29 protein-coding genes and 1 tRNA gene are annotated in these 26094 nt (G+C 69.8%); 11 read left to right on the forward strand and 19 right to left on the reverse strand.

The genetic code is table 11. The features are described from left to right. Positions 1-37: 37 nt before the first annotated feature. The 10 genes from FFK22_RS08375 to FFK22_RS08420 form a co-directional block, all read right to left on the reverse strand. Positions 38-1549 (reverse strand): FGGY-family carbohydrate kinase, encoded by a 1512-nt coding sequence (locus FFK22_RS08375; RefSeq protein WP_138887251.1) that lies wholly within the window; start codon positions 1547-1549, stop codon positions 38-40. 57 nt (positions 1550-1606) lie between these two features. After that, positions 1607-2065 (reverse strand): PTS IIA-like nitrogen regulatory protein PtsN, encoded by a 459-nt coding sequence (gene ptsN / locus FFK22_RS08380; RefSeq protein WP_034845261.1) that lies wholly within the window; start codon positions 2063-2065, stop codon positions 1607-1609. Positions 2066-2086: 21 nt separating this feature from the next. Then, a complete protein-coding gene (gene hpf, locus FFK22_RS08385; protein ID WP_138887250.1) occupies positions 2087-2671 on the reverse strand; it encodes a ribosome hibernation-promoting factor, HPF/YfiA family in 585 nt (194 codons plus the stop codon). 147 nt (positions 2672-2818) lie between these two features. Continuing rightward, on the reverse strand, positions 2819-4354 hold the full coding sequence (rpoN, locus tag FFK22_RS08390) for an RNA polymerase factor sigma-54 (protein ID WP_138887249.1): 1536 nt from the start codon (positions 4352-4354) through the stop codon (positions 2819-2821). A 14-nt stretch (positions 4355-4368) separates the two neighbouring features. Next, positions 4369-5154 (reverse strand): LPS export ABC transporter ATP-binding protein, encoded by a 786-nt coding sequence (lptB, locus tag FFK22_RS08395; RefSeq protein WP_138887248.1) that lies wholly within the window; start codon positions 5152-5154, stop codon positions 4369-4371. Between the two features lie 10 nt (positions 5155-5164). Then, positions 5165-6031 (reverse strand): LptA/OstA family protein, encoded by an 867-nt coding sequence (locus tag FFK22_RS08400; protein WP_138887247.1) that lies wholly within the window; start codon positions 6029-6031, stop codon positions 5165-5167. Continuing rightward, positions 6028-6654, reverse strand: a complete 627-nt coding sequence (gene lptC, locus FFK22_RS08405) for an LPS export ABC transporter periplasmic protein LptC (RefSeq protein ID WP_138887246.1) — start codon at positions 6652-6654, stop codon at positions 6028-6030. Before lptC ends, FFK22_RS08400 begins: the two co-directional genes overlap by 4 nt. 77 nt (positions 6655-6731) lie before the next feature. Next, entirely contained in the window at positions 6732-7691 is a 960-nt protein-coding gene (locus FFK22_RS08410) for an SIS domain-containing protein (RefSeq protein WP_138887245.1), read from the reverse strand. A gap of 135 nt (positions 7692-7826) precedes the next feature. Next, positions 7827-8441 carry a ribonuclease D gene (locus FFK22_RS08415; protein WP_138887244.1) on the reverse strand — a complete coding sequence of 205 codons (615 nt, stop codon included), beginning with the start codon at positions 8439-8441 and terminating at the stop codon, positions 7827-7829. A 135-nt stretch (positions 8442-8576) separates the two neighbouring features. Beyond that, positions 8577-8663 (reverse strand) — tRNA-Leu (locus FFK22_RS08420). A 198-nt stretch (positions 8664-8861) separates the two neighbouring features. On the opposite strand from FFK22_RS08420, the gene FFK22_RS08425 reads away from it, so the two are divergent. Further along, on the forward strand, positions 8862-9161 hold the full coding sequence (locus FFK22_RS08425) for a YggT family protein (protein ID WP_138887243.1): 300 nt from the start codon (positions 8862-8864) through the stop codon (positions 9159-9161). A gap of 10 nt (positions 9162-9171) precedes the next feature. Continuing rightward, positions 9172-9504, forward strand: a complete 333-nt coding sequence (locus tag FFK22_RS08430; protein WP_138887242.1) for a DUF167 family protein — start codon at positions 9172-9174, stop codon at positions 9502-9504. Here the strand turns inward: FFK22_RS08430 and FFK22_RS08435 are convergent. Beyond that, positions 9424-9969: a hypothetical protein gene (locus tag FFK22_RS08435; protein ID WP_138887241.1), complete on the reverse strand. Its 546-nt coding sequence runs from the start codon at positions 9967-9969 to the stop codon at positions 9424-9426. The genes FFK22_RS08430 and FFK22_RS08435 overlap by 81 nt on opposite strands. 268 nt (positions 9970-10237) lie before the next feature. Here FFK22_RS08435 and FFK22_RS08440 point away from each other — a divergent pair, with 268 nt between their 5' ends. The 6 genes from FFK22_RS08440 to FFK22_RS08465 all read left to right on the forward strand — a co-directional run bounded on the left by FFK22_RS08440 (position 10238) and on the right by FFK22_RS08465 (position 16071). Next, the gene (locus tag FFK22_RS08440; protein WP_138887240.1) at positions 10238-11296 is read left to right on the forward strand and encodes a sugar phosphate isomerase/epimerase; all 1059 of its coding nucleotides are present in this window, start codon (positions 10238-10240) and stop codon (positions 11294-11296) included. A gap of 23 nt (positions 11297-11319) precedes the next feature. After that, positions 11320-12504, forward strand: coding sequence for a Gfo/Idh/MocA family protein (locus FFK22_RS08445; RefSeq protein WP_138887239.1), 1185 nt, complete (start codon positions 11320-11322; stop codon positions 12502-12504). A 120-nt stretch (positions 12505-12624) separates the two neighbouring features. Beyond that, the gene (locus FFK22_RS08450) at positions 12625-12834 is read left to right on the forward strand and encodes a molybdopterin-binding protein (protein WP_138887238.1); all 210 of its coding nucleotides are present in this window, start codon (positions 12625-12627) and stop codon (positions 12832-12834) included. A 110-nt stretch (positions 12835-12944) separates the two neighbouring features. Then, positions 12945-14138, forward strand: a complete 1194-nt coding sequence (gene pgk, locus FFK22_RS08455) for a phosphoglycerate kinase (protein WP_138887237.1) — start codon at positions 12945-12947, stop codon at positions 14136-14138. Positions 14139-14260: 122 nt separating this feature from the next. Then, the gene (locus FFK22_RS08460) at positions 14261-14968 is read left to right on the forward strand and encodes a 2-phosphosulfolactate phosphatase (RefSeq protein WP_138887236.1); all 708 of its coding nucleotides are present in this window, start codon (positions 14261-14263) and stop codon (positions 14966-14968) included. Positions 14969-15159: 191 nt separating this feature from the next. Further along, entirely contained in the window at positions 15160-16071 is a 912-nt protein-coding gene (locus FFK22_RS08465; protein WP_138887235.1) for an MBL fold metallo-hydrolase, read from the forward strand. Positions 16072-16435: 364 nt separating this feature from the next. Here FFK22_RS08465 and FFK22_RS08470 read toward each other — a convergent pair whose 3' ends face one another. Genes FFK22_RS08470 through FFK22_RS08485 form a run of 4 tightly spaced genes read right to left on the reverse strand, consistent with a single transcriptional unit; the run spans position 16436 to position 20679 of the window. Then, positions 16436-17602, reverse strand: coding sequence for a dienelactone hydrolase family protein (locus FFK22_RS08470; RefSeq protein ID WP_221938476.1), 1167 nt, complete (start codon positions 17600-17602; stop codon positions 16436-16438). Between the two features lie 36 nt (positions 17603-17638). Then, positions 17639-18811, reverse strand: coding sequence for a carboxypeptidase family protein (locus tag FFK22_RS08475; RefSeq protein WP_138887234.1), 1173 nt, complete (start codon positions 18809-18811; stop codon positions 17639-17641). Positions 18812-18820: 9 nt separating this feature from the next. Further along, positions 18821-19714 (reverse strand): S9 family peptidase, encoded by an 894-nt coding sequence (locus FFK22_RS08480; protein ID WP_138887233.1) that lies wholly within the window; start codon positions 19712-19714, stop codon positions 18821-18823. Positions 19715-19746: 32 nt separating this feature from the next. After that, on the reverse strand, positions 19747-20679 hold the full coding sequence (locus FFK22_RS08485; protein WP_138887232.1) for a cyclase family protein: 933 nt from the start codon (positions 20677-20679) through the stop codon (positions 19747-19749). Between the two features lie 265 nt (positions 20680-20944). On the opposite strand from FFK22_RS08485, the gene rsgA reads away from it, so the two are divergent. Then, complete coding sequence (rsgA, locus tag FFK22_RS08490) at positions 20945-22015, forward strand: ribosome small subunit-dependent GTPase A (RefSeq protein WP_186002373.1); 1071 nt, start codon at positions 20945-20947, stop codon at positions 22013-22015. A gap of 28 nt (positions 22016-22043) precedes the next feature. On the opposite strand, the gene FFK22_RS08495 is transcribed toward rsgA, so the two are convergent. Then, the gene (locus FFK22_RS08495; protein ID WP_138887231.1) at positions 22044-22457 is read right to left on the reverse strand and encodes a DoxX family protein; all 414 of its coding nucleotides are present in this window, start codon (positions 22455-22457) and stop codon (positions 22044-22046) included. A gap of 147 nt (positions 22458-22604) precedes the next feature. On the opposite strand from FFK22_RS08495, the gene FFK22_RS08500 reads away from it, so the two are divergent. Beyond that, positions 22605-23495 (forward strand): LysR family transcriptional regulator, encoded by an 891-nt coding sequence (locus FFK22_RS08500; protein WP_138887230.1) that lies wholly within the window; start codon positions 22605-22607, stop codon positions 23493-23495. Between the two features lie 14 nt (positions 23496-23509). On the opposite strand, the gene FFK22_RS08505 is transcribed toward FFK22_RS08500, so the two are convergent. The 3 genes from FFK22_RS08505 to FFK22_RS08515 are packed head-to-tail and all read right to left on the reverse strand — an operon-like array spanning position 23510 to position 25041. Then, on the reverse strand, positions 23510-23890 hold the full coding sequence (locus FFK22_RS08505; protein WP_221938480.1) for a VOC family protein: 381 nt from the start codon (positions 23888-23890) through the stop codon (positions 23510-23512). Positions 23891-23934: 44 nt separating this feature from the next. Beyond that, on the reverse strand, positions 23935-24297 hold the full coding sequence (locus FFK22_RS08510; protein ID WP_138887228.1) for an Atu4866 domain-containing protein: 363 nt from the start codon (positions 24295-24297) through the stop codon (positions 23935-23937). Between the two features lie 12 nt (positions 24298-24309). Further along, positions 24310-25041 (reverse strand): SDR family oxidoreductase, encoded by a 732-nt coding sequence (locus FFK22_RS08515; protein WP_306770085.1) that lies wholly within the window; start codon positions 25039-25041, stop codon positions 24310-24312. Positions 25042-25153: 112 nt separating this feature from the next. Here FFK22_RS08515 and FFK22_RS08520 point away from each other — a divergent pair, with 112 nt between their 5' ends. After that, positions 25154-26059 (forward strand): LysR family transcriptional regulator, encoded by a 906-nt coding sequence (locus FFK22_RS08520; RefSeq protein WP_138887226.1) that lies wholly within the window; start codon positions 25154-25156, stop codon positions 26057-26059. The last annotated feature ends 35 nt before the right edge of the window (positions 26060-26094 follow it).

Genomic DNA, 26094 nt, shown 5'->3' on the forward strand with positions numbered 1-26094 from the left:
CCACAATCCGGCATGATGAAGGTCGATCCGGACCTCGTCAAGAAAGGTCGGACATACGGGCAGGCATGCGCAGCAGCGCGTCGCGATGCCCGCCGTAGCGCCGCCAGGCGGCCTCATAGACCTCCCGCAGCGCCGGATCGGGGCAATGCGTGCGCCGGACCTTGCGGACCCGGCGCGACGCGTCGCCGATCGAGGGATACCATCCGATGCCGGTCCCGGCCAACAGGGCGGCGCCGCAGGCCCCGTATTCGCCACCGTCGGGGATCTCGACCGGCAGGCCCAGCACGTCGGCGATCATCTGCGACCAGAACCGGCTGCGCCCGCCGCCGCCGGACAGCAGCACGCTGTGCGGCCGCTCCGCCATCGCCGCGAAGCAGTCGCGGATGGCGTAGGCCAGCCCTTCATAGACGGCGCGCACCAGCTCGGGCCGCCCATGCCCCGGGGCCAGCCCGGCGAACTGGGCCCGGGCTGCGGCCGAGACCGCCGGGGCGATGATCCCGACCTCGCTGAGATAGGGCAGGTAGACGGCACCGCCGGCGCCCGGCGCGGCGGCCTCGGCCAGCGCCTCCAGCGCGGCATAGGGGTCGGGGTTCCGGGCTAGGTCCGGGCACAGGCTGCGCAGGCACCAGTCGAGGTTGCTGGTGCCGGCGACATTCACCATGGAGCGCATCCACAGCCGGCCCGGCAGGCTGAACAGCAGGCCGAGATCCGGCGGGTCGAAGGAGGGCGCGTCGAGCACCACGCCGTTCAGGCAAGTGGTGCCGAGCACGGTGCAGGCCGATCCGGCGGCGAGCCCGCCCGAGCCGATGACGCTGGCGGCGACGTCGCCGGCGCCGGTCACGACCGGCGTGCCGGCGTGCAATCCTGTCTCCGCCGCTGCGGCCGAGGTCACCATCCCGGCGATCGCCTCGGACGGCAGCACCAGTGGCAGCAGGTGTCGGTGCGGACCGAGGCCGAACAGTTCCAGCATCGCCTCGCTGCGGCCCTGGGCCCGGCCGTCCCCCGGCGCCACCGACGCCTCGGTCGGGTCGGCGGCACGCTGGCCGGTCAGGCGGAAGCGCAGATAGTCCTTGCAACCGAACACGCAGTCGGCCCGGGCCATGATCTCGGGCTCGTGGTCCAAGAGCCAGCGCAGCACCGGCAGGGTGCAGCCCTGCTGCATGACCGAGCCGGACGAGGCGAAGATGCGGGACAGGAACGCCGGATCGCCGGTCTGCATCGCCTCGATCCAGGGCTGGCTGCGGCCGTCGTCCCACAGGATGCCGGGGCGCAGCGGCCTGCCGTCGGCGTCGATCACCCAGGCCCCGATCATTGCCCCGGTGACGCCGATGGCCGCGACGGACGCTCCGTCCACCCCGGCCTCGGCCAGGACCTGGCGGATCACCGCCGTCGTGGCGGCCCAGGCCGTCTCGGGGTCGCTCTCCGACCAGGCAGGGTGCGGATGCGAGACCGTGGTGCGGCGGGACGCAGCGGCGCGCTGCCGGCCGTCGCGCCCGAACAGCGCGGCCTTGATGACCGAGGTGCCGGCGTCGAGGCCGAGCAGAAACATGACGGAACCGCTGGCGAGGGCCGATCCGTTCCGGCTAGCGGAGCGGAGGGCCGGCGGTCAAGCGGCGTTCACTGACTCGCTCTGCGACAGCAGGGCGAAGATCGCGTCGGCGGTCTGGCAGCCGCGCAGCTTCTCGCACAGGCTCTCGTCGCGCAGCATGCGGCTGATCCGGGCCAGCGCCTTCAGATGGTCCGCCCCCGCCCCTTCCGGCGCCAGAAGCAGGAACACCAAGTCGACCGGCTGCTCGTCGACCGCGTCGAAGTCGATCGGCCGCTCCAGCCGGGCGAAGGCGCCGAACACGCCCTGCAGATGCGGCAACTTGCCGTGCGGGATGGCGATGCCGCGGCCGACGCCGGTCGACCCAAGCCGCTCGCGCTCCAGCAGCACGTCGAAGATGAAGCGCTCGTGCTGGCCGGTCAGTTCGGCGGCACGGCGGGCCAGCTCCTGCAGCGCCTGCTTCTTGCTGGCAGCCTTCAGATTGGCGAGAATCGCCTCGGGGCGAAGGAAATCGATCATGACAAATCGGATGCGCCGCCCTCAGGCGGCGGCATCCTCGGTCCCTTTCGGATCGACCCAGCCGATGTTCCCGTCGGGGCGGCGGAACACCATGTTGAGCCGGCCATGGGCCTGGTTGCGGAACATGAGCGCCGGCAGGTCGCCGAGGTCGAGGCGCATCACCGCCTGCAGCACCGTCAGGCTCTCGATCGTGGTCGAGACGTCGGCGATCACGATCGGCTGGTTCGGCTCCTCGCCGTTCAGCAGCTCCTCGGATTCGGCCTCGAGGATATAGGCCTGCGCCGGCAGGGCCGGCTGGGCCTCGCCGTTGTGGTGGTGGTCGCGCAGCCGGCGCTTGTAACGGCGCAGGCGCTTGGCCAGCTTGTCGGCCGCAGCATCGAAGGCGTGATACGGGCTCTCGGCCTCCGCATTGCTCTGGAGGAGGATGTTGCGGCCGACATGGACCGACAGGTCGCTCCGGATCAGATGCGCATTGCGGGAAAAGACGACATTCGCCTCGATCGCGTTGTTGAAGTACTTCGCGGTCGTGCTGGTGAGGGCATCGCTGACATGGGTGCGCAAAGCGTCACCGACGTCGATCTGCTTGCCTCGAACGGTCAGTTGCATGGCTGTCGCTTCACTGCTGCACGATGGAAAACGGGCGCCCAAAAAAGAACGGGGCGGCCTTGGGGGCCGCCTTCGGGCGGCGACCATAGGGATGGGGCGCCTTCGTGTCAATGAAGGGGGCCCGGTCCCGGGCTGCGGGGGGAGCGCTCATCGGCTCAGACCCTTCTCACGCCGTCGTTGGACGGAGGATGGTATCCGCATGCCCTCACGGTACTTGGCGACGGTCCGCCGTGCAATGTCGATCCCCTCCCCGCGCAGGATTTCGACGATCCGGTCGTCCGACAGGATGGCGTCCGCCGGCTCGGCGTCGATCATCGCGCGGATGCGGTGGCGGACCGCCTCGGCCGAGTGCGCGTCGGCGCCGCCCGCCCCTTGGATCGCCTGGGTGAAGAAGTATTTCAGCTCGAACACGCCGCGCGGAGTGGCGATCACCTTGTTGGTGGTCACCCGGCTGATCGTGCTCTCGTGCATGTCCACCGTCTCGGCCACGTCCTTCAGCGTCAGCGGCTTCAGGTGCTGCACACCGCGGACAAAGAAGGCGTCCTGCCGGCGCACGATCTCGGACGCTACCTTGAGGATGGTGTTGGCGCGCTGGTCGAGGGCGCGGACCAGCCAGTTGGCGTCGGCCAGGCAGGTGCCGACATAGTCGCGGTCGACCTTGCTGCGGGCGCCGCGGCTGATCTCGGCATGATAGCGGCGGTTGATCAGCACGCGCGGCAGAGTGTCGGCGTTCAGCTCGACCACCCAGCCGACCTCCGGCTCCGCCCGCATCAGGATATCCGGGATCAGGGTCTGGGCGATCTCATGGTCGAAAGCGGCGCCGGGCTTGGGATCGAGGGCGCGGATCTCGGCGATCATCTCGGCCAGGTCCTCGGCATCGACGCCGCACAGCCGCATCACCGCGGCCAAGTCGCGCCGAGCCAGGAGGTCGAGATGATCGAGCAGGGTGCGCATCGCCGGGTCCAGACGGTTGCGCTCGGCCAGCTGGATGCCCAGGCATTCGGCCAGGCTGCGGGCGAAGATGCCGGGCGGGTCCAGCCGCTGGCAGCGGCGCAGCACCGCCTCGACCCGCTCGGGCGGGCAGCCCAGGCCGGCCGCCACCTCCTCGACCGTGGCGCCGAGATAGCCGGTCTCTTCCAGGAGGTCGACCAGCCGGGCCGCGATCAGCCGGTCGGCCGGGCCGAGGAATTCGATCGCGATCTGGCTCAGCAGATGGTCGCGCAGGCTCGGCCGCTCCGCCAGCGTCTCCTCGAGACCGGGCAGGTCGTCGGCGAAATCCGTCCGGCCGCGCCCGGCGCCAGCGAATTGCGCCTCGCCGCCATAATCGTCGTTGCGGTCGGTCGAACTGGACCCGGTGAACAGGTTGCTCCAGTCGGTGTCCAGCGGCGCGTCCGCCGACACCATGGCCGGCGGCTCCGGCGCGGTCAGGGCAACGTCCGACGCCACCGCCCCCGCTGATCCGGGACCAGGGGGCTCAGTGTCGTTCCGGTCGCCGGTCGCGTCGCCGTCATCGCCGCGCTCGCCCTCCTCCCGTTCCAGGAGCGGGTTGCGCTCGAGCTCCGTCTCAACGAAGGCGGAGAGCTCGATGTTGGACAGCTGCAGCAGCTTGATCGACTGCTGCAGCTGCGGCGTCATGACCAGCGCCTGGCTCTGCCGGAGCCCGAGGCGTTGCGAGATGGCCATGGTTGCCCGGTGGTCTACAGGCTGAAGCGTTCGCCCAGATACACGCGCCGCACCTCCTCATTGCCGACGATGTCGGATGGTTCGCCTTCCATCAGAACACGGCCGTCGTGGAGGATATAGGCCCGATCGACGATATCGAGGGTTTCGCGCACATTGTGGTCGGTGATCAGGACGCCGATGCCCCGGTCGCGCAGATGCGCCACCAGGTCGCGGATGTCGCCGACCGCGATCGGGTCGATGCCGGCCAGCGGCTCGTCCAGCAGCATGAAATGCGGATGGCTGGCCAGCGCCCGGGCGATCTCGACGCGCCGGCGCTCGCCGCCCGACAGCGCCAGCGCCGGGGTGCGGCGCAGATGGCTGATCGAGAACTCGGCCAGCAGGTCTTCGAGCACCGCCTCGCGGGTCGAGCGGTCGGGCTCGGAGATCTCCAGCACGGCGCGGATGTTCTGCTCGACCGTCAGGCCGCGGAAGATCGACGCCTCCTGCGGCAGATAGCCGATGCCGAGCCGGGCGCGGCGGTACATCGGCAGGTCGGTCAGCTCCTGCCCGTCCAGGAGGATCGTGCCGTAATCCGGCTGGATCAGGCCGGTGATCATGTAGAAGCAGGTGGTCTTGCCGGCGCCGTTCGGGCCCAGCAGCCCGACCGCCTCGCCGCGCTGCACCTGCAGGCTGACGCCGCGCAGCACCGGGCGCTTCTTGTACTGCTTGCCGAGATTGCGGGCGACGAGTCCGTCATTCCTGGCGACGAGGCGCGGCGCGCCCGTGGTCTCGGGCGGAGCTTGGTTGATCGGCTTGGTCATCGCCCGCCCCTTACGGCTTCGGCGCCGGCTGGGCCGGTGCGGCGGGCTGCCCGGGCAGGCCCGGCTGGCCCTGGTTCTTCTCGTCCGGCACCAGCAGGGCCCGGGCGCGGCCGCCCTGGCCCGGCCGGGTCAGCAGCTTGCTGACGCCGCTGGCCATGTCGACCTCGGCATAGTCGCCGTTCAGCTGGTTGCCGCCGCGGGTCATGCGGACATCGTCGGTGATGGTCGCGAACTGACTCTTGACGTCGTAGCGGCCGGTCCGGCCGGTGACCACGTCGGTCGGCGTGGTCAGCTTGACGTTGCCGTCGGCGTCGACCACCGACAGCTCCTTCTCGCCCTTCTCGTTCGGGGCGAAATGGCCGGTCAGCGTGTCGGCACGCACTGATTTCTGCTCCTTGGCGCGGGTCGCCGTGGCGTTGCCGCGGGCGATCGCCACATCCTCGGCCTGGCGGTACACCATGCTGTCGGTGGCGGTGATCACGTCGTCCTTGCTGACGAATTTCAGATTGCCGCCGGTCAGGGTGAAGGTCTGGGCGTCGAGCTCGTAGACGCCCTTGCCGCCGGTAGCGCTGGTGTCCTCGCCGCGGGTGATCAGCACGTTGCCTTCGGCCGTGGCCCGGAAGATCTCAGTGCTCTTGTCCGGCAGCTCGCGGTAATAGGCGGTCAGCACATCGGCCTTCACCGTCAGCTCGCCGCGCTTGTACACGGCGTTGCCGCGGGCGATGTAGGTCTTCTCGTTCTGGTGCCACTCCAGCGCGTCGTCGGCTTGGATCTCGGACGGCTCGCCCTTGCCGCCGCCGAGCTGCAGCTGCTGTTGCGCCAGGGCCGGCATGGCCACGGCACTGAGCAGGACTGCGAGGATCAGCGGACGGATCATTGCGGCGTTCCTTCGAAAGCCTTGTCGGCGCCGGGCTTGAGAAACAGCTTGGTCGGGCCGGTGAAGATAATGACGTCGCCCTGCTGCTCGACCTTGAAGCCCCCGGCCGACAGCGTACCGAAAGGCCCCTCCGCCGTCACGGGCGTGCTGCTGCGCGCGCCCTTGTCGGCCAGGCTGATATCCGCGGCGTCGGTGACCATGGTAGTGCCGTCGCTGCGGCGCAGGGTGACATTGCCGCTGAGATGCACCGATTTGCTGCTGCGGTCCAGCTTGCCGGACTGGGCATCGAGATTCAGCACCAGGCCGCTGGGCAGCTTCATCTCCCCCTTGGGCCGGTTCAGGTCGAAGATCTGGTCCTGCACCTGCTTCGCCAGCATCGCCCAGACGGTGTAGGGCCGCGCCGCCTCGTCAACACCGCTGTAGCGGGGATTCTGGATCTCGCCCGCGACCGCGGCCGGACGCTCGGTGGGGTTGGAGATGTCGACCTGGGTGTGGTGCAGCTCCGGCCACGCCACGACCAGGGCGACGATCACCAGGCCGGCGGCCGGCAGCGCGTATTTCAGCAGGCCGACCATGCGGCTGTAGGACCGGCTGAGGCTACCGCCGCGGCCGGACGCGACCAAGCGCGCGCGCCGGCCCGCGGCGCTCGCACTGCGCTGCGCTCTGTCCGGGCCCGGCGTCTGCGGCGCGGCCACCGGGCTCAACTCAGCCCTGCCCGCAGGCAGTCATGCACCCTGAGGATGCCCACCGGCCGGCCCTCCAATGTGACGAAGAGGTTGGTCACCTTATAGCGGTTCATCAGCCCGAGCGCCTCCGCCGCCAGCGCCGTCGGGCGGATGGTGCGCGGCCCCGGGGTCATCACCTGTCCGGCGGCCTGGCCCAGCAGGCAGGCACTCATGTGCCGTCGCAGGTCGCCGTCGGTGATCACGCCGACCAGCCGACGGTCGGCATCGATCACGCCGACGCAGCCGAAGCCGACCCGGCTCATCTCGATGATCGCCTCGTCCATCCGCATCTGCGGGTTCACCAGCGGCAGCTCGGCCTCGGCATGCATCAGGTCCTGCACGCGGATCAGCTTGGTGCCGAGCGAGCCGCCGGGGTGGAACACCCGGAAATCGTCGGAGGAGAAGCCGCGGCGATGCATCAGCGCCACCGCCAGGGCGTCGCCCAGCGCCATCATCATGGTGGTCGAGGTGGTCGGCGCCAGCCCGGTCGGGCAGGCCTCCTCCGCCGCCGGCAGCAGCAGCACCGTGTCGCACTGGTCCGCGAGATTCGACGGCGACCGGCTGGTCATGCCGATCAGCGGGATGGCGAAGCGGCGGGTATAGGCGATCACATCCGCCAGCTCGGCGGTGTTGCCGGAGTTGGACAGCGCCAGCACCACGTCCTGGTGGTGGATCATGCCGAGATCGCCATGGCTGGCCTCGGCCGGATGGACGAACAACGCGGCGGTGCCGGTCGACGCCAGGGTCGCCGCGATCTTGCGCGCCACGTGGCCGCTCTTGCCGATGCCGCTGACCACGACCCGGCCCGCGGCGCCGAGGATCGTGTCGATGGCGCGGTCGAAGCTGGCGTCGAGCGATTCGGCGAGCCGATCGAGCGCGTCGCGCTCCACCAGCAGCGCCTTGCGGCCGGCCTCGATCCCTGCGGTTGCCACCATGCCTTCTCCCAAATGGTCCACGCGGCGGCTGCTATAGCCGGTCCGGCGGGCGCGAACCACGATCGATACCGGATCGGCGCCAGAGGTTCCTGCCCGTACCGCCACAAGACGGCACGAATGTGACCCCATATCGGACTAGTGGGCGAAGATATCCAGGTCCGACCAGCCGCCGAGGTCGAGCGCGGCCCGCGTCGGCAGGAAGTCGTAGCAGGCCTGCGCCAGCGCCTCGCGCCCTTCGCGCCGCAGCATCTCGTCGAGCTTCGCTTTCAGCGCGTGCAGATACAGGACGTCGCTGGCGGCGTAGCGCAGTTGCTCGGGCGTCAATTGGTCGCTGCCCCAATCCGAGCTCTGCTGCTGCTTCGACAGCTCGACGCCGAGCAGGTCGCGGCACAGATCCTTCAGCCCGTGCCGGTCGGTGAAGGTGCGCACCAGCCGCGAGGCGATCTTGGTGCAGTAGACCGGCGCGGTGACGACGCCGAGATAGGCCTGCAGCGCGGCGATGTCGAAGCGGGCGAAGTGGAACAGCTTCAGCCGCGCCGGGTCGGCCAGCAGCGCCTTCACATTCGGGGCGTCATAGGCGCCCTTGCGGAGCTGGACGAGATGGACGGTGCCGTCGCCGGCGCTGAGCTGGACCAGGCACAGCCGGTCGCGCACCGGGTTCAGGCCCATGGTCTCGGTGTCGATCGCGATCACGTCGCCGAGATCAAGGCCGTCGGGCAGGTCCCCGTCATGCAGAATCGGTTCGGACACCGGTCGCCACCTTCTATCGTCGGCCGCGGCCCTCGGCCTTTCCGAAGCTGGGCGTCGGCCCCAAAAAGGAAAGACCCGCTTTGAACAAGCGGGTCATTACCACTGCATCGCATCGTCGGGCCCATCAAAGAGAGATGGTGCCCAGGAGAAGACTCGAACTTCCACGACCTTTCGGCCACAGGTACCTGAAACCTGCGCGTCTACCAATTCCGCCACCTGGGCGATGCGGCGGGCCGTGATGTAGGATGCCGTCCCACCCCCTGTCAACAGGGGAATTCGCGCTTTGTGAAACTTTGACGGTTTCCGCGACCGGCCCGCCCGCCGGGCCGCGTCGCATCGCTTGTTCCCCAGCGGCGGCCTCGGTACGGTACGGGCGGATTCGGCGACCGGGCCGGCACGGACCACCCTTGGAACAGGCGCATGATCGTCATCGACCCTATCTTCCGCATCATCGACATCGCGCTGCAGATGTATGTCTATGTGGTGATCGCCGCCGCCATCCTGAGCTGGCTGGTCGCCTTCAACGTCGTCAACACGCGCAACCAGGTGGTCTACCAGATCGGCAACGCCCTCTATCGGCTGACCGAGCCGGCGCTGCGGCCGATTCGCCGGATCCTGCCGAATCTCGGCGGCATCGACATCTCGCCGGTGGTGCTGCTGCTGCTGATCTATTTCGTGCAGATGGTGCTGCGGAACATCTACATCGAACTCGTGACCTGATCAGGCCGGCATGGCCGGCCCGCTTTTCGTCGCCGGGCCGCGCGGCGTGCGGGTCATGATCCGGCTGACGCCAAAAGCCGGGCGCAACGCGGTGACCGGCCGCGCCGTCGACGCCGATGGCGCCCCGCTGCTGAAAGCCGCAGTGACGGCAGTGCCGGAGCGTGGCGCCGCCAACGACGCGCTGATCGCGCTGCTGGCCAGGACTTGGCGCCTGCCGAAATCGGCGCTCGCCATCATCGGCGGCGCCACCGACCGCACCAAGCTAATTGAAATTGCCGGGGACGCTGCCCTGGCCGCCCGGCTTGAGGCCTGGGCTGACGCTCTGACGGCGACCGGTAGCTGATCGGCCGGATGCGTACTGGGCAGCGACCCGGCAGTGATGCACCGCCCCGTCGTCGAGATTGCCCCGCTCCCCGACCCAGCGGACATTGCAGTTCATCACATCCGGCGCAGCGGCGAGCGGCGAGGAGAAGATGGTGACGCAGCTGTCGCCGATCTCGCTGCGGCTGAGCCGGCCGGTGCAGACCGTGCCGTCCTCGAACCGCCAATTGCCCTCCCGCTGCAGGACCGGGCGGCCGTTGCCATCGAACGAACTCAGCGTGTATTTGCCGTTGCGGCGATACTCGAACAGGCGGTCCGGCCCACCCATCACGCCCTGCACCAGGAACGGCTTGCCCAGCACATAGCGGTCGAATTCCGCCCGGGTCATCCGGACATATTGCGGGTTGGTGTCGAGCGCCGAGGGCGGCGTGCAGGCGGTGAACCCGAGGACGATCGCCAGACCGGCGAACAACGCGATCAAACGCATCTTGGCCTCCATTCGCGTCCCGCCTCTCCCGAGCGGTGCGGCAATTATCTTACGCTGTGTCCCGCTTCGGCAGCAATATTTCATGAATAGTCCAGCATTCATCGGACAATAAATTGACAAGCCCGCCGCGGATCGGGACCATAGGCACCAAAGACGCTCATTCTGTAATCGATTGCATTGCGCGTTGCCCGGACCGGTTGCTAGGCTCGCGCATCGAACAAATCATCGCCCAGGGAGGGGGTGCCTGCTGCGCCCCAGGAGGAGAACCATGAAAGAGATCAAGGGTCCAGCCATCTTCCTCGCCCAGTTCGCCGGCGACGCCCCGCCCTTCAACAGTCTGGATGCGATCGCCGGCTGGGCCGCGGGCCTCGGCTACAAGGGCGTGCAGATCCCGTCCTGGGACGGAAGGCTGTTCGACCTGAAGCGCGCGGCCGAGAGCCAGGACTATTGCGACGAGGTGCTGGGCACGCTCGCGAAGCACGGCCTGGCCCTGAGCGAGCTGTCGACCCATCTGCAGGGCCAGCTGGTCGCCGTGCATCCGGCCTATGACGAGGCCTTCGACGGCTTCGCGGCGCCGGAGGTGCGCGGCAATCCGAAGGCGCGGCAGGAATGGGCGGCGCAGCAGCTGCGCTACGCAGCCCAGGCTTCGAAACGCCTCGGCCTCAAGGCCCATGCCACCTTCTCCGGCGCGCTGGCCTGGCCCTATGTCTATCCCTGGCCGCAGCGCCCGGCCGGGCTGATCGAGACCGCGTTCGACGAGCTGGCGCGGCGCTGGACGCCGATCCTGAACGCCTTCGACGAGGCCGGAATCGATCTCTGCTACGAACTCCATCCCGGTGAGGACCTGTTCGACGGCACCACCTTCGAGATGTTCCTCGATCGGGTCGGCAACCACGCTCGCTGCAACATCCTGTACGACCCGAGCCATTTCGTGCTGCAGCAGCTCGACTATCTCGGCTTCATTGACCGCTACCACGAGCGGATCCGCGCCTTCCATGTGAAGGACGCCGAGTTCAACCCGACCGCCAGCCAGGGCGTCTATTCCGGCTTCGCCTCCTGGGCCGACCGGGCCGGCCGCTTCCGCTCGCTCGGCGACGGCCAAGCCGATTTCGGCGGCATCTTCTCGAAGCTGACGCAATACGGCTTCGACGGCTGGGCGGTGCTGGAGTGGGAATGCTGCATCAAGCATCCCGAGCAGGGCGCGGCCGAGGGCGCGCCGTTCATCGCGGCGCATCTGATCCGCACCACCGAGCGCGCCTTCGACGATTTCGCCTCCGGCGGCACCGACGAGGCGGCCAATCGCCGCCTGCTCGGCATCGACCGGTAAGCGTCAGGACAGGGAGGACAAGCATGGTTTCCGGAACCGCGGAACGGGCGCCCAGCCGGCGCCTGCGCCTGGGCATGATCGGCGGCGGCCGCGACGCCTTCATCGGCGCGGTGCACCGCCTGGCGGCGCGGATGGACGACCGCTGGGACTTCGTCGCCGGCGCGCTGTCGAGCGACCCGCAGAAGGCGCTGGCCTCGGCCGCCGACCTGCGGCTCGACCCCGCCCGCGCCTATCCCAGCTGGCAGGCGATGCTAGAGGGCGAGGCCAAGCTGCGCGACGGTGGCGGCGCGGCGATCGACGCCGTCGCCATCGTCACCCCGAACCACGTCCATCACGGGCCGGCCAAGGCCTTCCTCGAGGCCGGCTTCCACGTCATCTGCGACAAGCCGATGACCACCACCGTGGCCGATGCCGAGGATCTGGTCGCGGCGGTCAAGAAGAGCGGCCAGGTCTTCGCCCTGACCCACAACTACACCGGCTATCCGATGATCCGGCAGGCCCGGGCGATGGTGGCCGAGGGCGTGCTCGGCAAGATCCGGCTGGTCGAGGCGGAGTACGCCCAGGACTGGCTGGCGACCAAGGCCGAGGACACCGGCAGCAAGCAGGCCGAATGGCGGGTCGACCCGGCCCGCAGCGGCCCGGCCGGCTGCGTCGGCGACATCGGCACCCACGCCTACAACCTGGCCAGCTTCGTCACCGGCGAGGCGGCCGAATCGCTGGCCGCGGACCTGCAGAGCTTCGTCCCCGGCCGGCGGCTGGACGACAACGCCCATATCCTGCTGCGCTACGCCAACGGCGCCCGCGGCATGATCTGGGCCAGCCAGGTCGCCAGCGGCAACGAGAACGGGCTGCGCCTGCGCGTCTATGGCGAGAAGGCCGGCCTCGAATGGGCGCAGGAGAACCCGAACTACCTGACCTTCATGCCGCTGGGCGAGCCGCATCGCCGCCTGACCCGCGGCGGCCCCGGCACCGGCCCGGCCGCGGCGCATGCCACCCGGGTGCCGCCCGGCCATCCCGAGGGCTATCTGGAGTGCTTCGCCCAGATCTACAGCGACGCGGCGGAGCAGATCCTGGCCCGGCTGGAGACGCGCGACCCGCAGCCGGACGCCCTCTTGGTGCCGACCGTGCAGGATGGCCTGGCCGGCGTCCGCTTCATCGCCGCCTGCGTCGCCTCGTCCCAGAACGACGCGGCCTGGACGAAGATCTGAGACGGCCCGGCGGAGACGTGTAGGTTGGGTTCGCCGGAAGGCGAACCCAACCTCCCGCCATCGGCGCTGACGATGTTGGGTTCGCGTCCGCGAACCCAACCTACGTTGCCGGAGACAATCATGAAGATCAGCGCCCGCAACCAGCTCAAGGGCACCATCGTCGAGGTCACCAAGGGCCAGACCACCGCGCATGTCCGCCTCGACATCGGCGGCGGCGTCATCGTCACCTCCTCGATCACCAACGAGTCGGTCGATGCGCTCGGCCTCAAGCCCGGCCAGGCCGCCTATGCGGTGATCAAGGCCTCCGACGTCATGGTCGCGGTCGACTGATATCCGGCCCCGCCGCGCGCAGCCGTTTCGGCCCTTCGGCCCGGTTGCGTCGCGGCGGCCGCTGTGGTTCGGTGCCGACGATCTTGCCCCCTGACGAGAGAGCCGAGCCGATGAGCGCCTTCAAGACCCTCGACGACGTGGATGTGCGCGGCAAGACCGTGCTGGTGCGCGGCGATCTGAACGTGCCGGTCGAGGACGGCCATGTCAGCGACACCACCCGGCTGGACCGGCTGGCCCCGACCATCGACGAGATCGCCGACAAGGGCGGCCGCGTGGTGCTGCTCTCCCATTTCGGCCGGCCCAAGGGCGTGACCCCGGAATTCAGCCTGAAGACCATCGTGCTGCCGGCGCTGGAAGAGGTGCTGGAGCGGCCGGTCGCCTTCGCCGAGGATTGCGTCGGGCCCAAGGCCGAAGCGGCGGTCAAGGCGCTGAAGGACGGGCAGATCCTGCTCCTGGAGAATGTCCGCTTTCATCCGGAGGAGGAGAAGAACGACCCGGCCTTCGCCAAGGCTCTCGCCGCGCTCGGCGACCTCTATGTCAACGATGCCTTCTCCGCCGCGCACCGCGCCCATGCCTCGACCGAGGGCATCGCCCACCACCTGCCGGCCATCGCCGGCCGGCTGATGCAGGCCGAGCTGGAGGCGCTGTCGGCGGCGCTGGAGGCGCCGAAGCGGCCGGTGCTGGCGATCGTCGGCGGCGCCAAGATCTCGACCAAGCTGGACCTGCTGGGCAACCTCGTCGCCAAGGTCGACCGGCTGGTCCTCGGCGGCGGCATGGCCAACACCTTCCTGGCCGCCCAGGGAGTGGATGTCGGCAAGAGCCTGTGCGAGCACGACATGGCCGATGCCGTGCACGCCATCCTCGGCAAGGCCGAGGCCGCCGGCTGCGAGATCGTGCTGCCGGTCGACGGCGTGGTCGCCCGTGAATTCAAGGCCGATGCGCCGCATCAGGCCGTCGACAATTCGGCCATCCCGGCCGATGCCATGCTGCTGGATATCGGCCCGAAATCCGTGGCCAATCTGAAGGCATTGCTGGCCGAGACCAAAACCGTGGTCTGGAACGGTCCGCTCGGTGTCTTCGAAAAGCGCCCCTTCGATGCCGGCACCGTCGCGGTGGCCCGTGCTGCCGCCGACCTGACCAAGGCCGGCAAGCTGCTGACCGTGGCCGGCGGCGGCGACACCGTTGCCGCCCTGGCCCATGCCGGGGTCGAGAACCGCTTCTCCTACATCTCCACCGCCGGCGGCGCCTTCCTGGAATGGCTGGAGGGCAAGGACCTGCCGGGCGTCGCCGCGCTGAAGCGCTGACGGGACGCTCGCTTTCGCTCTCCTTGCCGTCATTCCCGCGAAAGCGGGAATCTCTGTCCGGCCCAAGCGTCGCGAGATCCCTGCTTCCGCGGGGATGACGGGTTGGAGGACGAAAGAAAAGGATGGCACGGGCCTTATCCGAATGGGGCATGGCGGGCGTCGAGACCCTGCGGGACCGGGTCGCGGTGCTGGTCGTCGTCGATGTGCTGTCCTTCTCGACCGCCGTCGACGTGGCTGTGTCGCGGGGCGCCGCGGTCCTCCCCTTCCCCCATGGCGACGACTCTGCCGCCCGGCTGGCGGCGGAGCGCGCGGGCGCGGTGCTGGCGCGGCCGCGGCGGGCCGCCGGCGGTCCGTTCAGCCTGTCGCCGGCGAGCCTGCTGGCGATCCCGGCGGGGACCCGGCTGATGCTGCCCTCGCCCAACGGCTCGCTTCTGTCCCTGGCCGGTGGCGGCACGCCGGTGCTGGCCGGCTGCTTCAGGAACGCCGCCGCCGTGGCCCGGGCCGCGCGGGGCTTGGCACGGGACGGCTCGGTCGGCGTCGTTCCCGCCGGCGAGCGCTGGCCGGATGGCGGCCTGCGGCCCGCGATCGAGGATCTGCTGGGCGCCGGCGCGATCATCGATGCGCTGACGCTGACCTGCTCGCCCGAGGCGCAGCTCGCCCGCGACGCCTGGCGGTCGGCCGGCGCGGACCTGCCCCGCCTGGTCCGCGCCTCGGTGTCGGGCCGCGAGCTGATCGATCGCGGCTTTCCCCACGACGTCGACCTCGCCTTGGAGCAGGAGGGCAGCGCGTCCGCGCCCCTGCTGGTCGACGGCGCGTACCAGGCCGTCTGAAGGTCCCTGTTGGCGACCCGATCGGCGAGCCGGGTCATGACGAGCTCGTCGGCACTTCGACGCCTCGCACCCTGAATGACAGGACCTATCCCCCGGTATGGCTCGTCCTCTCCCTCGACCCAATCGACCGGAAACACGCCTCGCCGTAGCGTCGTCGATGTCATGTGCAACGCGGTCAGCAGGAGAGAGACATGAGCCCGGACAGCATCTTGCGCCCCGGTCGACCGGGGTCCGACGAGCTAGTTCCGTCGCGCTATGCGCTGCGGGTCGGCGAGATCGACGTCATGGTGGTCAGCGACGGGATAATTTCGATATCAGCTGAGGCGATGGCGACCAACGCCGACCCGGCCGTCCGGTCGGCCTGGCTGCACGAGAGGTTGCAGCCGGAGGTGATGGATTGGGCGCTGAACGAGGTCGTCGTTCGGAGCGGCGGCCGGACCATCCTCATCGATTCCGGGCTCGGGATGGAGGCCCCGAACTTCCCGGGAACCGGGCGGTGGTCCTCGCGGCTGGAGGCCGCCGGCATCGATCTGGCGTCCGTGACCGACGTGGTGCTCACCCATATGCACTTCGACCATGTCGGCGGGCTGCTCGTCGACGGGGTGAAGGATCAACTGCGTCCGGACCTTCGGATCCACGTGTCGGCCGCCGAGGCCGAGTTCTGGGAGGCGCCCGATTTCTCCCGCACCGCCATGCCGGGGCCGCTGAAGGACATGATCCGGTCCGCCGCCAAGCGGTTCCTGGCCCAGTACGGCAGCAGGCTGCAGACATTCGAGACGGATTACGAGGTGGCGCCGGGTGTGGTCGCCACTCGCACGGGCGGCCACACCCCCGGGCACAGCATGGTCCGCCTGGCGTCCGGCGGCGACCGCCTGACATTCGTCGGCGACGCCGTGCTTCCGCACGGGTTCGACCATCTCGAGTGGCACAACGGCTTCGAGCACGACCCCGAGGAGGCGGTCCGCGTCCGGGTCCGTCTTCTGCGAGAACTGGCGGCGAGCGGCGAACCGCTCCTCGGCACCCACCTGCCGTTCCCGTCCGTCTGCCGGGTGGCGGTCGTCGGCAACGGCTATCGTTGGGTGCCGGCCCTCTGGGGTCACTGACCGCTTATCGGGTCAGGGCCGAACCTGACGACAATTGGTCCGCCGAGCAGCATGGCGCCGGCCGGCCCTTGTCGAAACCCTCGAGACCGGACAGCAGCTAGCCGCCTCGGTGCATTGCTTCAGCGTCATTGCGGAGGCGAAGCCGACGAAGCAATCCAGGGCGGCCCGCACTGGCTCCTGGATTGCTTCGCTGCGCTCTTGAAGAAGTTAAAGCTCTCTTTCCGCTCCAGAGCCGCGCAGCGGCGTGAGATGCTCACGATGACGGTAAGGGCTTGAGCGTCTGAGGCCAGAAATGTTTGCCTCTCTCGTTTACGGGAGTGGCAACGCAAAGGCCGGATCGACAGATCCTCCCGGACTCAATACTCTACTCCGCCCGGCCGAACTGCCGGTCGAGCCAGTCGAAGGCCTCCGCCTGCTCCTCGGCTTGGAAGATATGGGCGTTCGGCCAGACCTTGGCGGAGAACCGGCCCGGCGCCCCGGCATCAGCCCAGACCCTTTCCATCTTGGCGAAGGCTTGGCGCACCGAGGCCACCGGGAACAACGGGTCGGTCTCGCCGGCGTAGAACAGCATCGGCTTCGGCGCCGCGATCGCGGCCGCGTCCGGATAGTCGAACCAGCGGAACATGCCGGGATGCAGCATGTTGAAGGCCGACTGGCCCTTGAGCTGGTTGTTGCCGGGCACCATCAGCCCGTCCAGCGTCGCCATCCAGTTGACCGCGACGCCGGCCGTGACCGCGTCGGTGAGCGCCGCCACCTGCCAGGCGCGGAAGGCGCCCATCGAGAAGCCGATCGCCGCGACCCGACTCCTGTCGACCTCGGGCAGCGAGGCCAGCCAGCGCGCCGCCCGCACATCCTCCACCGCGATGGTGCCGGCCAGCGAGGAGCCGAGGTTGAACAGGTTGGCGGCCAGCGCCTGCTGCGTCTCCGGGCCGTTGTTCTGGCGGTCGCCCCAGCCCAGCGCGTCGGTCGCCAACACGACATAGCCGCGGCGGGCCAGATCGTCGCCGATGAAGCGGCCGGAATAGTACTTGTCGACCCAGGCCTGGGCCGAGGCCAGCCGCGCGTCGTCGTCCCAGGGCCGGACCATCTTCTCCTTGCCGATGTCGAACTTGCCGCCGTGGTCATGCAGCATCAGCGCCGCCGGGAACGGCCCCGGGCCCTTCGGCACCAGCAGCAGCGCGGCGATGCGGCTGTTGCCGGTGATCGACAGGTCGATCTTCCGCGCCACGTAGGTGCCGCGGTCCTGCTCCTCGACAGTCTGGGCGTCGAAGGGCGTCGCATCGTCCGGCTGGATCAGCAGGTCCCACAGCTTCGCCCGTGCGGTCGCCCGCCAATGCGAGAAATCGCCGCCGGCCGGGTCCCAGGCCAGGGCGAAATGCAGCTGGCCCTTCAGCTTCTGGTAGAACACCGGGAGGTTGTTCTCGGTCACTCCCTTGGTCTCGTGATCCGTCTCGGCCGCCATTGCGATGCCGCCCGTGATCAGGAGCGCCGCGGCCATGGCCGCCCGCGCCAGCATCCGGAGTTCAACCACGCGCCCTCCCCCAGGATCGTTATCCTGCGAGGTCTATCATATCCCGGCGCCGGACGCGCCCTGCCGCAACGCCGCGGCGATCGGCTCCAGCATCGCCCGGCCGAGGCGGACGCTGCGCTGCGGCGACCAGCCATACCGTGCGTCCGGCGCGTCGATCTGGTCCTTGAACGGCATCTCCAGCAGCACGGTCAGGCAGCCGAAGTGCTCGGCGATCCAGTTCCAGGCCATGCGCAGATCCGCCTCGGCCGGCGGCCCGCCCGGATAGGGGTGGCGGCGGTTGTAGTCCGAGCTCGCCGCCTCCAGCCCACGCATGAAGGCGACGAAGCGCCGGCGCAGCGCCGGGCTGCGCGACGGGATCTCCAGCGGACCGCCGAGGAAGGTGTAGGGCAACTCCTCGTCGCCATGAACGTCGAGGCAGAAATCGACGCCCTCCGCCTCCATCGCGCCGCGGATCGCCGCCACCTCCGGCGCATCGGTCGCCGCCGGATCGTTCCAGGCGCGGTTCAGGTTCATGCCCAGCGCGTTGGTGCGGGTGTGGCCGCGGGCGCAGCCATCGGGGTTGGCGGTCGGCACGATGTGAATCACCGCCGCCTCGCGCAGCCCGGCGGCGAGCGGGTCGGCGGGGTCGAGCAGCCGGTCCACCAGCCCCTCCAGGAACCAGCCGCCCATGGTCTCGGACGGGTGCTGCCGCGCCATGATCCACAGCCGGGGCTTGCCCGGTCCCGGCCGGCCGATGGTGAGCCGGTCGATCGGGTGCCCGTCCGGCGTCCGGCCCAGAACGTGATGCGCGACCTTCGGCGCCTGCCGGGCACGGTCGATCAGCGCCCGGTGCCGCGCCAGCGGCCAGGGCGCGAAATAGGCGTAGTCGACAGCGTTGTGCTGCGGCCGGTCGACGATCGAGAAGACGCCGTCCTTCGTCTCTGCGCCGACTCTCACCCAGTCCGCGCCGTCATGCGAGGCGACGGCACGATAGCCAGTCCAGCAATCCGGGATCTCGTCGCGCCCGGCCAGCCGCGCCAGCCGGCCGGAGTTCTCGAAGGTCATCCGGCAGTCCCGGCCGCGGGCGCCGTGCAGCCGGAAGTGGAACCACTGCATGTCCGGCGCCCGGCCATCCGGCTTCAGCGCCAGCCGGATCGCGCCGGGATCGCCGCAGTCCAGCACCTCGACGCTGCCGCCTTCGAATGCGGCGGTGATGTGCAGCTCCGGCATCGTTGCGCGCTACTTCATCGCCGCGGCGATGAAGCTGCCGGTCTTGGCGATCAGCTCGTCGACCGTCTCGACTCCCTCGAAGGCGTTGAAGGCGTGGTCCATCGGCCGCACCCACAGCTCCTCCGGCCCGTCATGATAATCCAGCAGGACCTGCCCGGCCTCCGGCTGCGGGAACACCACCGTGTCCTTGGTACCGACGGCGACCAGCAGCGGCCCCTTATAGCGGGCGATCTCGGCCACCGGGTCGATCGCGTAGAGGCTGTCGAAGAACGCCTGCTTCAGCGAGACCTCGGTCCCCCAGGGCAGCTTCGCCGTGACCGGGCGGTCGCCGGCGGCCAGACCCTTCCGGACGATGTCCGGTCCGAGCAGCAGGGCGATCGACGCCGGCATGTTGGTGCCCGGCGCCCAGAGCGAGACCGAGGTCAGCCTGTGCGCGGTGCGGCCGGCGACGATGGCGCCCACCGCTCCGCCCATGCTCCAGCCGACCAGGGCGAGCCGATCCTTGTCAACCTCGCCTGCGCCGGCGAGATAATCGAGCGCGGCCAGCGCGTCCTTCACCTGCCCGTCCAGCGTCATGTCGGCGAAGGCGCCGCCGCTGTCGCCATTGCCGCGGAAGTCGATGCGCAGGCTGGCGATGCCCTGGGCCGCCCAGATCCGCGCGGCACGGCGGAAGACGCCCTCCTTCACCGCCGGGATTGCCAGCTCATCCCGGCTGCCGGTGAAGCCATGCAGCAGCAGCACGGCCGGCGGCGCGGCGACGCCGTCCGGCAACGCCAGGGTGCCGACCACGGTCTGGCCGTCGACCGTGAACTCCACCCTCTTCTCGGCCGCCAGCCCGGCCGCCGAAACGGAGAGCGCGCCGACCAGCGCCATCGCCATCACCACCATCCTCGACATCGACATGTCTCCTCCGCCCTGATCCTTCGCGACAGGCCTTACTGCGGCGTCGGCCGCATCACCCCGTCAGGGCCGCGGCGCAGCGGGGCGGTCTGCTTCGGCAGCGGCGCGCCCGGCGCCTCGGCGATGGTGACGCCGTGCGGCCAGTCGGCCGGCGCGATGGCGATATAGCGGGCATAGCCGCCGGTGCCGCCCAGCGGCTTGGCGAAGCCGATGGTGATCAACGCCCCGGCCTCCGGGACCTGGTCGAGATTGGCCACGCCTTCCGCCTGGGTGAAGTGGTTGTGCATCAGCCACGCCTCGCCCTCCAGCGTCGGCGTGGCGTCGGTGTCCAGCGGCTCATGGCCGTGGAACAGGATGCGGCGATCGAGATGCAGGAACTTCAGCGCATCCAGCGACACGCCGGGAAACGGCTTGTCGTTGAAATGGGCGACGTCGTCCCACTTCTTCGACCAGTCGGTGCGGACCATGACCACGCTGCCCTCGGGCACCGTGCCGTGCTTCGCCTCCCAAGCCCTGACGTCCTCCACGGTCATGGCGTAGCTCGGGTCCTTCGCCACCTTCTCATGGATGTCGATCAGCACCAGCGGCCGCACCGCGAAGGTCGGCGGCAGGTCGCTGATCGTGGCGCCGTACTCGTCCCAATGTGCCGGCGGGTCCAGCTGGGTGCCGTACTGGTCGGTCGGCAGGGCATAGGCGCTGGCGACGAAGCCGTGCTTGGCATAGGTGAACTCGTCACCCTTCTTGGCGTAGTCCGGCAGGTCGTTCCCCGCCACGGCCGGCTTGAACTCGGCATTGCCGAAGCCCGGCCAGACCGGCTGGACCGGGGCGAAGGCATGGGTCAGGTCGATGTACTTCGCGCCCTTCAGCGCCGAATCATAGACGCTCCACAGCCCCTCCGCCGCCTGCGCCGCCGGCGCGGCGGCAAGCGCGAGGGACAGGATGGCCGTCGCGGCCGGGATCCGCAGCATGGAAGCCCCCTTCGATGGTTTGCACCGGCGAGCATCGCCCGACCCCGGGCCGGCCTCCAAGCGGTAAGATCGTGCGCCGGCTTGACGCCCCGCCCCGGCCGGCTTATCCCTGGACTGCCCCTAATGGCTCGGAAAGGAGGGTATGAAGATGGCTGCGATTGTCCGCGCGCTTCGCGCCCCCTTTCGCTGCGCCGCCATTCGGGCCTCCTGACAGCAGGATCTCCTCGGCCGGCGCCTGACAGGCTTTCCGATCGAGGATACCCCATTGATCGACCGCTATGGCTGGAGCCCGGCGCTCCAGCATGATTTCCATCCCCATGCCGCCCGTGGCCTCGGCCCGGCGCGCGTAACCGTGCAACAGCGCGGCGCCTATCATCTGGTCACCCCGGCGGGGGAGATGACCGCCCAGCTGTCCGGCCGCTTCGCCCATGAGGCGCTGGAGGGCGACTACCCCGTGGCCGGCGACTGGGTGGCGGCATCCCTGCGCCCGGATGAGGGCAGCGCCACCATCCATGTGGTGCTGCCGCGGCGCAGTGCCTTCACCCGCAAGGCCGCCGGTCCCGGCCGCCCGATGGGCCAGGTGGTGGCCGCCAATGTCGAGGTGGCCTTCCTGGTCACCTCGCTGAACGCCGACCTCAACGCCCGGCGGGTCGAACGCTACCTGGCCACGGCGTGGGAGAGCGGCGCCGCCCCCGTGGTGGTGCTGACCAAGGCCGACCTGTGCGACGACCGCGACGGGCCGCTGGCCGAGATCGAGGCCGTGGCGCTGGGCGTGCCGGTGCATGTCGTCTCCGCCGTCACCGGCGAGGGCGTCGAGGCCTTGCGCGACTGCTTCGCGCCGGGCCAGACGGCGGTGCTGCTGGGCAGCTCCGGCGTCGGCAAGTCCAGCCTGGTCAACGCCCTGGCGGGGACCGAGCTGATGGCGACGGGCGGCATCCGCGAGGACGACGCCCGCGGCCGCCACACCACCACCCATCGCGAGCTGGTGCTGCTGCCGAACGGCCGGCTGGTGCTGGACACGCCGGGCATGCGCGAGCTCGGCCTGTGGGATGCCGGGGACGGCGTCGCCGCCACCTTCGCCGACATCGAGGCGCTGGCCGCGGCGTGCCGCTTCGTCGATTGCCGGCACGAGGCGGAGCCGGGCTGCGCCGTGCGCGCGGCGCTGGAGGACGGCAGCCTGGACCCGGAGCGCTGGCGCAGCTGGGGCAAGCTGCAGCGTGAGCTGGCGCATCTCGACCGCAAGGAGGACCCGCTGGCCCGGGAAAGGGCACGAAAGGTCTGGATCCAACGCAACAAGCAATACCGCGCCGGCAAGAAGCGGGGTGACTGGGGATGAGCCGGGCCGCCCGCGCCGCCGACTGCGACTACGATGCCGGCTTGGCCACGGCCCGGCCCAGGCGCGCATCCAGGCTGAAGCTGCCCGCGCCGAAGCTGGCGACCTGGAGCAGGCCGCCGGTGATGGCGATGTTCTTGAGGAAATGGATCATCTGGTTCTGGTCGGCGAAGTCGTTGTGGAACAGCAGGGCCGTCGCCACGGTGAAGACCGCCAGCGCCAGCGCGACGATGCGCGTCTGGAACCCGGCCACCAACAGCAGGCCCCCGCCGACCTCGACAATCAGGGACAGGGCATAGCCTAGTTGCGGGAGGGGAAGCCCGACCATGCCGATATAGCCGATGGTGGCGTCCGGGGCCGCGATCTTCGACAGACCGCTGAGCAGGAACAGGATGGCCAGCAGCAGCCGACCGAAGGCCGGAGCATAGGAGGTCGAGGGGGTCATGAATGGACCTTCTGCCAAGTGTCGCAACGATGAAGGCCGGCAAGGCATGGACGGGGCCGGCCGGGCCGATGTCGCCGCGACAGTTAGGATCTCTTCGCCTTTCTGAAAATCCGGATAATATCGAACGATCTTTTCAGGAAATCAGAAATGGCTAGCCTTGGCACGCCCACCCTCGACCAGTTGCAGGTGCTTCTCGCCGTGGTCGAGGCCGGCAGCTTCGCCGCGGCGGCAAGACGGCTGAACCGCGCTACCTCCGCCGTTACCTATGCGATCGACAACCTCGAGGCCCAGCTCGGCCTCGCGCTGTTCGACCGGGTGGCAACCCGGAAGCCCAGCCTGACTCCGGCCGGCCGGGCGGTGCTGACCGAGGCCCGGGCGGTGGCGCGGGGCGTCGACCTGCTGCGCGCCCGGGTTCAGGGCCTGCTGGAGGGGCTGGAGCCGGAGGTCTCGCTGGTCGTCGACGTCATGCTGCCGACGGCGCGTCTGGTCGACGCGCTGCAGGCGTTCCAGGCGGAGTTCCCGAGCGTACCGCTGCGGCTGCATGTCGAGGGGCTCGGCGCGGTGGCGCAGCTGGTGCTGGACGGCACGGCCATGCTCGGCGTCGGCGGCCCCCTGACCACCGCTCTCAGCCTGGAACGGACCTGGATCGGCGGGGTGCGGCTGGTTCCGGTCGCCGCCCCGTTCCACCCGCTGGCCGGCCGCCGCGGTCCTGCCGCCGAGGCTGCGCGCGACCACATCCAGCTGGTCCTGACCGACCGGTCGCCGCTGACACAGGGCCGCGATTTCGGGGTGTTCGCCCGAAGGACATGGCGGCTGGCCGATCTCGGCGCCAAGCATGCGCTGCTGCTGGCGGGAGTGGGCTGGGGCAGCATGCCCGACCCGGTCGTGCGCGGCGACATCGAGGCCAGCCGGCTGGTGGAGCTGGACCTCGGCGACTGGCGCGACGCCGTCTACATGATGAACGCGATCCATCGCGGCGACAGGCCGCCCGGGCCGGCCACCCGCTGGCTGATCGAACGCTTCGCTGGCCAGGCGTGATGCCGTCGCCGGGGTCAGGCCGGGTTCGCGATCTCGATCAGGTTCCGGTCGGGATCGCGGAGGTAGACCGAGCGGATCGGCCCGGTGGCCCCGGTGCGGGGCACCGGGCCCTCCTCGATGGCGATGCCGAGGCTGTCGAGATGGGCCATCACCTCGGCCAGCGGTGTCGCGGCGATGAAGCAGAGATCGGCCGATCCCGGCATCGGCCGCAGCGCCTTCGGCTCGAACTCGCGCCCGGCTTGGTGCAGGTTGATCTTCTGGTCGCCGAAGCGCAGGGCCGTCCGGCCCTGGCCGAAGGTCTCGACGCTCATGCCCAGCGCCCGGGCGTAGAAGTCGCAGGTCGCCTCGATGCTGGCCACGGTCAGCACCAGATGGTCGAGATGGTCGATGCGGATCATGCCGTCCTCCTCAGACTTGGGAGGATAGGACGGCATGCCGCTCAGTCCCAGCGTCCCTCGCGGCGGAAGCGGTCGCCGCCCACCTCCAGGGTCCCGTCGGCGACAGTGCCGGTGGCGGTGAAGCCGGAATCGTCGGCGAAGAAGAGCCGGCCCGGCTCCCGGATCTCCCAGCGGCCGGTATAGGCGCTGCGCCGGGCGCCGCGCGCCTCGTCGTAGCGGCCGCCGGGCAGCAGCTCGAGCCGGATGTGGCCGTTCTCGGTCACCCACATGCCGGCGAGATCGGCTTCGGAAAGGTCGATGCGTATCATGTCGATGGCCTGTGTCGGGAGTGTCGGGGGCTGGGCTTCGGCGGCCGGGGCGGAGAGAACCGCCAATGTCGCCAGGGCGATGCGGGAGGAAACCATCGCGGCCTCCGCTCAATAGGCCTGGGCGGTCGGGCGCACGACCACCTCGTTGACGTCGACCTCCGGCGGCTGGGCGACGGCGTAGGCGATCGCGTGGGCGATGGAATCGGCCGGGAGCAGGTCGCGGCGGTAATCCTCGATCGCCGCCCGCCGCAGCTCGCGGTCGGAGATGCCGTTGGCCAGCTCCGATTCCGTCGCGCCGGGCGCCACCACCGTGACCCGGATGCCACCGCCGATCTCCTGCCGCAGCCCCTCGGAGAAGGCGCGCACGGCGTATTTGGTCGCCGAATAGACCGCGGCGGTCGGCACGATGCGCCGGTCCGCCACCGAGGTGACGTTGACGACATGGCCGGAACCCTGGGCCTGGAACACCGGCAGCGCCGCGGCGACGCCGTACAGCACGCCCTTCAGGTTGACGTCGACCATCCGGTCCCATTCCTCGACCTTGAGGTCGGCGACCGGAGACAGCGGCATCACCCCCGCATTGTTGACGATCACGTCCAGCCGGCCGAACTGCGCCACCGCGGCCTGGACAAAGGCTTCCGCATCCTCGCGGCGGGTGACGTCCAGGCGCTGCAGCGCAGCCCTGCCGCCGTCGCGGCGGATCTCGTCGGCCACGACCTCGAGCCGGTGCAGGCGGCGGGCGCCCAGCATCACGGCGGCGCCGGCCTTGGCGAAATGGCGGGCAACGGCCTCGCCGATGCCGCTGGACGCGCCGGTGACGGCGATGACTTTGCCTTCCATAGGGATCTCCATCAGCTGCGACGTCGATCGCCGCGTCCCGAGACCCTATGGCTTGACTCATCACGACACGAACGCATAGTTGACATCATTTCGATGACTGAGAGTCGTGCTCATGGCCTTCGACGGCCGCCTGCTGAGCGGCATCAGCGCCCTGGCCGCGGTGGTCGAGGCCGGCAGCTTCGTGCGGGCAGCGGACAGCCTGGGGCTGACCCAGTCCGGCGTCAGCCGCGCCGTCGCCCGGCTGGAGGCGCGGCTGGGCGTGCGCCTGTTCGACCGTACCCCGCGGGCCATTACCCTGACCGAGGAGGGCCGCCGATTCTATGACGGGGTGATGCCGCATCTGACCGGCATCGAGGAGCGGGCGGCCGAGGCGTCGGGCGGCGCCACCGCCGTGCGCGGCCGGCTGCGGGTCAATGCCGACGCCGCCTTCGGCCACACCGTCCTGGCGCCCCGCCTGGCCGGCTTCATGGCGCGCCACCCGGAGATCGAGTTGGAGCTGGTGGTGCGCGATCGCATCGGCGACCTGGTGGCGGAGGGTTTCGATATCGCCCTGCGCTTCGGCGAGCCGGAGCCCTCCGGCCTGAACAGCAAGCTGCTGCTGGAGACACGGGTGCTGACCTGCGCCGCCCCTGACTACGTGGCCCGGCGCGGCCGGCCGCAGCATCCGGAGAACCTGGTCACCGACGGCCATGAATGCGTGCTGGTGAAGGAGGCGGCGACCGGCCGGCCCTATGAGTGGGAGTTCCGGCGCAAGACCGAGGTGCTGTCGGTCCCGGTGCGGGGCCGGTTGACGGTGAACGATTCCGGCAGCCTGATCGGCGCCCTGCTCGGCGGCCAGGGCATCGGCCAGCCGCTGGAGTTCAGCGTGCGCGACCTGATCGCCTCCGGCCGGCTGGTCCGGCTGCTGCCCGATTGGTCGGACGAGCGCTTCCCGGTCTACGCCTATCACCGCTCACGCGGCCTGCCCCCGGCCCGGGTGCGCGCCTTCCTCGACTTCGTGTTCGAGATCACGGTGTAGCGAAAGGGGCGCCGCAGCGCCCCTTTCTGTTCGGT

It is taken from the genome of Mycobacterium sp. KBS0706 (genome assembly GCF_005938675.2).
Lineage (GTDB): Bacteria > Pseudomonadota > Alphaproteobacteria > DSM-16000 > Inquilinaceae > Inquilinus.

Bases quoted from the DNA above. Each gene is read 5' to 3' on its own strand.
- rpoN (WP_138887249.1), bottom strand. From the start codon at position 4,354: ATGGCCATCTCGCAACGCCTCGGGCTCCGGCAGAGCCAGGCGCTGGTC.
- FFK22_RS08410 (WP_138887245.1), bottom strand. From the start codon at position 7,691: ATGGTGGCAACCGCAGGGATCGAGGCCGGCCGCAAGGCGCTGCTGGTG.
- FFK22_RS08465 (WP_138887235.1), top strand. From the start codon at position 15,160: ATGAGCCCGGACAGCATCTTGCGCCCCGGTCGACCGGGGTCCGACGAG.
- lptB (WP_138887248.1), bottom strand. From the start codon at position 5,154: ATGACCAAGCCGATCAACCAAGCTCCGCCCGAGACCACGGGCGCGCCG.
- FFK22_RS08510 (WP_138887228.1), bottom strand. From the start codon at position 24,297: ATGGTTTCCTCCCGCATCGCCCTGGCGACATTGGCGGTTCTCTCCGCC.
- FFK22_RS08435 (WP_138887241.1), bottom strand. From the start codon at position 9,969: ATGCGTTTGATCGCGTTGTTCGCCGGTCTGGCGATCGTCCTCGGGTTC.
- pgk (WP_138887237.1), top strand. From the start codon at position 12,945: ATGAGCGCCTTCAAGACCCTCGACGACGTGGATGTGCGCGGCAAGACC.
- hpf (WP_138887250.1), bottom strand. From the start codon at position 2,671: ATGCAACTGACCGTTCGAGGCAAGCAGATCGACGTCGGTGACGCTTTG.
- FFK22_RS08440 (WP_138887240.1), top strand. From the start codon at position 10,238: ATGAAAGAGATCAAGGGTCCAGCCATCTTCCTCGCCCAGTTCGCCGGC.
- FFK22_RS08450 (WP_138887238.1), top strand. From the start codon at position 12,625: ATGAAGATCAGCGCCCGCAACCAGCTCAAGGGCACCATCGTCGAGGTC.
- FFK22_RS08480 (WP_138887233.1), bottom strand. From the start codon at position 19,714: ATGTCGATGTCGAGGATGGTGGTGATGGCGATGGCGCTGGTCGGCGCG.
- ptsN (WP_034845261.1), bottom strand. From the start codon at position 2,065: ATGATCGATTTCCTTCGCCCCGAGGCGATTCTCGCCAATCTGAAGGCT.
- FFK22_RS08515 (WP_306770085.1), bottom strand. From the start codon at position 25,041: ATGGAAGGCAAAGTCATCGCCGTCACCGGCGCGTCCAGCGGCATCGGC.
- FFK22_RS08500 (WP_138887230.1), top strand. From the start codon at position 22,605: ATGGCTAGCCTTGGCACGCCCACCCTCGACCAGTTGCAGGTGCTTCTC.
- FFK22_RS08520 (WP_138887226.1), top strand. From the start codon at position 25,154: ATGGCCTTCGACGGCCGCCTGCTGAGCGGCATCAGCGCCCTGGCCGCG.
- FFK22_RS08445 (WP_138887239.1), top strand. From the start codon at position 11,320: ATGGTTTCCGGAACCGCGGAACGGGCGCCCAGCCGGCGCCTGCGCCTG.
- FFK22_RS08475 (WP_138887234.1), bottom strand. From the start codon at position 18,811: ATGCCGGAGCTGCACATCACCGCCGCATTCGAAGGCGGCAGCGTCGAG.
- FFK22_RS08485 (WP_138887232.1), bottom strand. From the start codon at position 20,679: ATGCTGCGGATCCCGGCCGCGACGGCCATCCTGTCCCTCGCGCTTGCC.
- FFK22_RS08375 (WP_138887251.1), bottom strand. From the start codon at position 1,549: ATGTTTCTGCTCGGCCTCGACGCCGGCACCTCGGTCATCAAGGCCGCG.
- FFK22_RS08425 (WP_138887243.1), top strand. From the start codon at position 8,862: ATGATCGTCATCGACCCTATCTTCCGCATCATCGACATCGCGCTGCAG.
- FFK22_RS08460 (WP_138887236.1), top strand. From the start codon at position 14,261: ATGGCACGGGCCTTATCCGAATGGGGCATGGCGGGCGTCGAGACCCTG.
- FFK22_RS08430 (WP_138887242.1), top strand. From the start codon at position 9,172: ATGGCCGGCCCGCTTTTCGTCGCCGGGCCGCGCGGCGTGCGGGTCATG.
- FFK22_RS08495 (WP_138887231.1), bottom strand. From the start codon at position 22,457: ATGACCCCCTCGACCTCCTATGCTCCGGCCTTCGGTCGGCTGCTGCTG.
- FFK22_RS08400 (WP_138887247.1), bottom strand. From the start codon at position 6,031: ATGATCCGTCCGCTGATCCTCGCAGTCCTGCTCAGTGCCGTGGCCATG.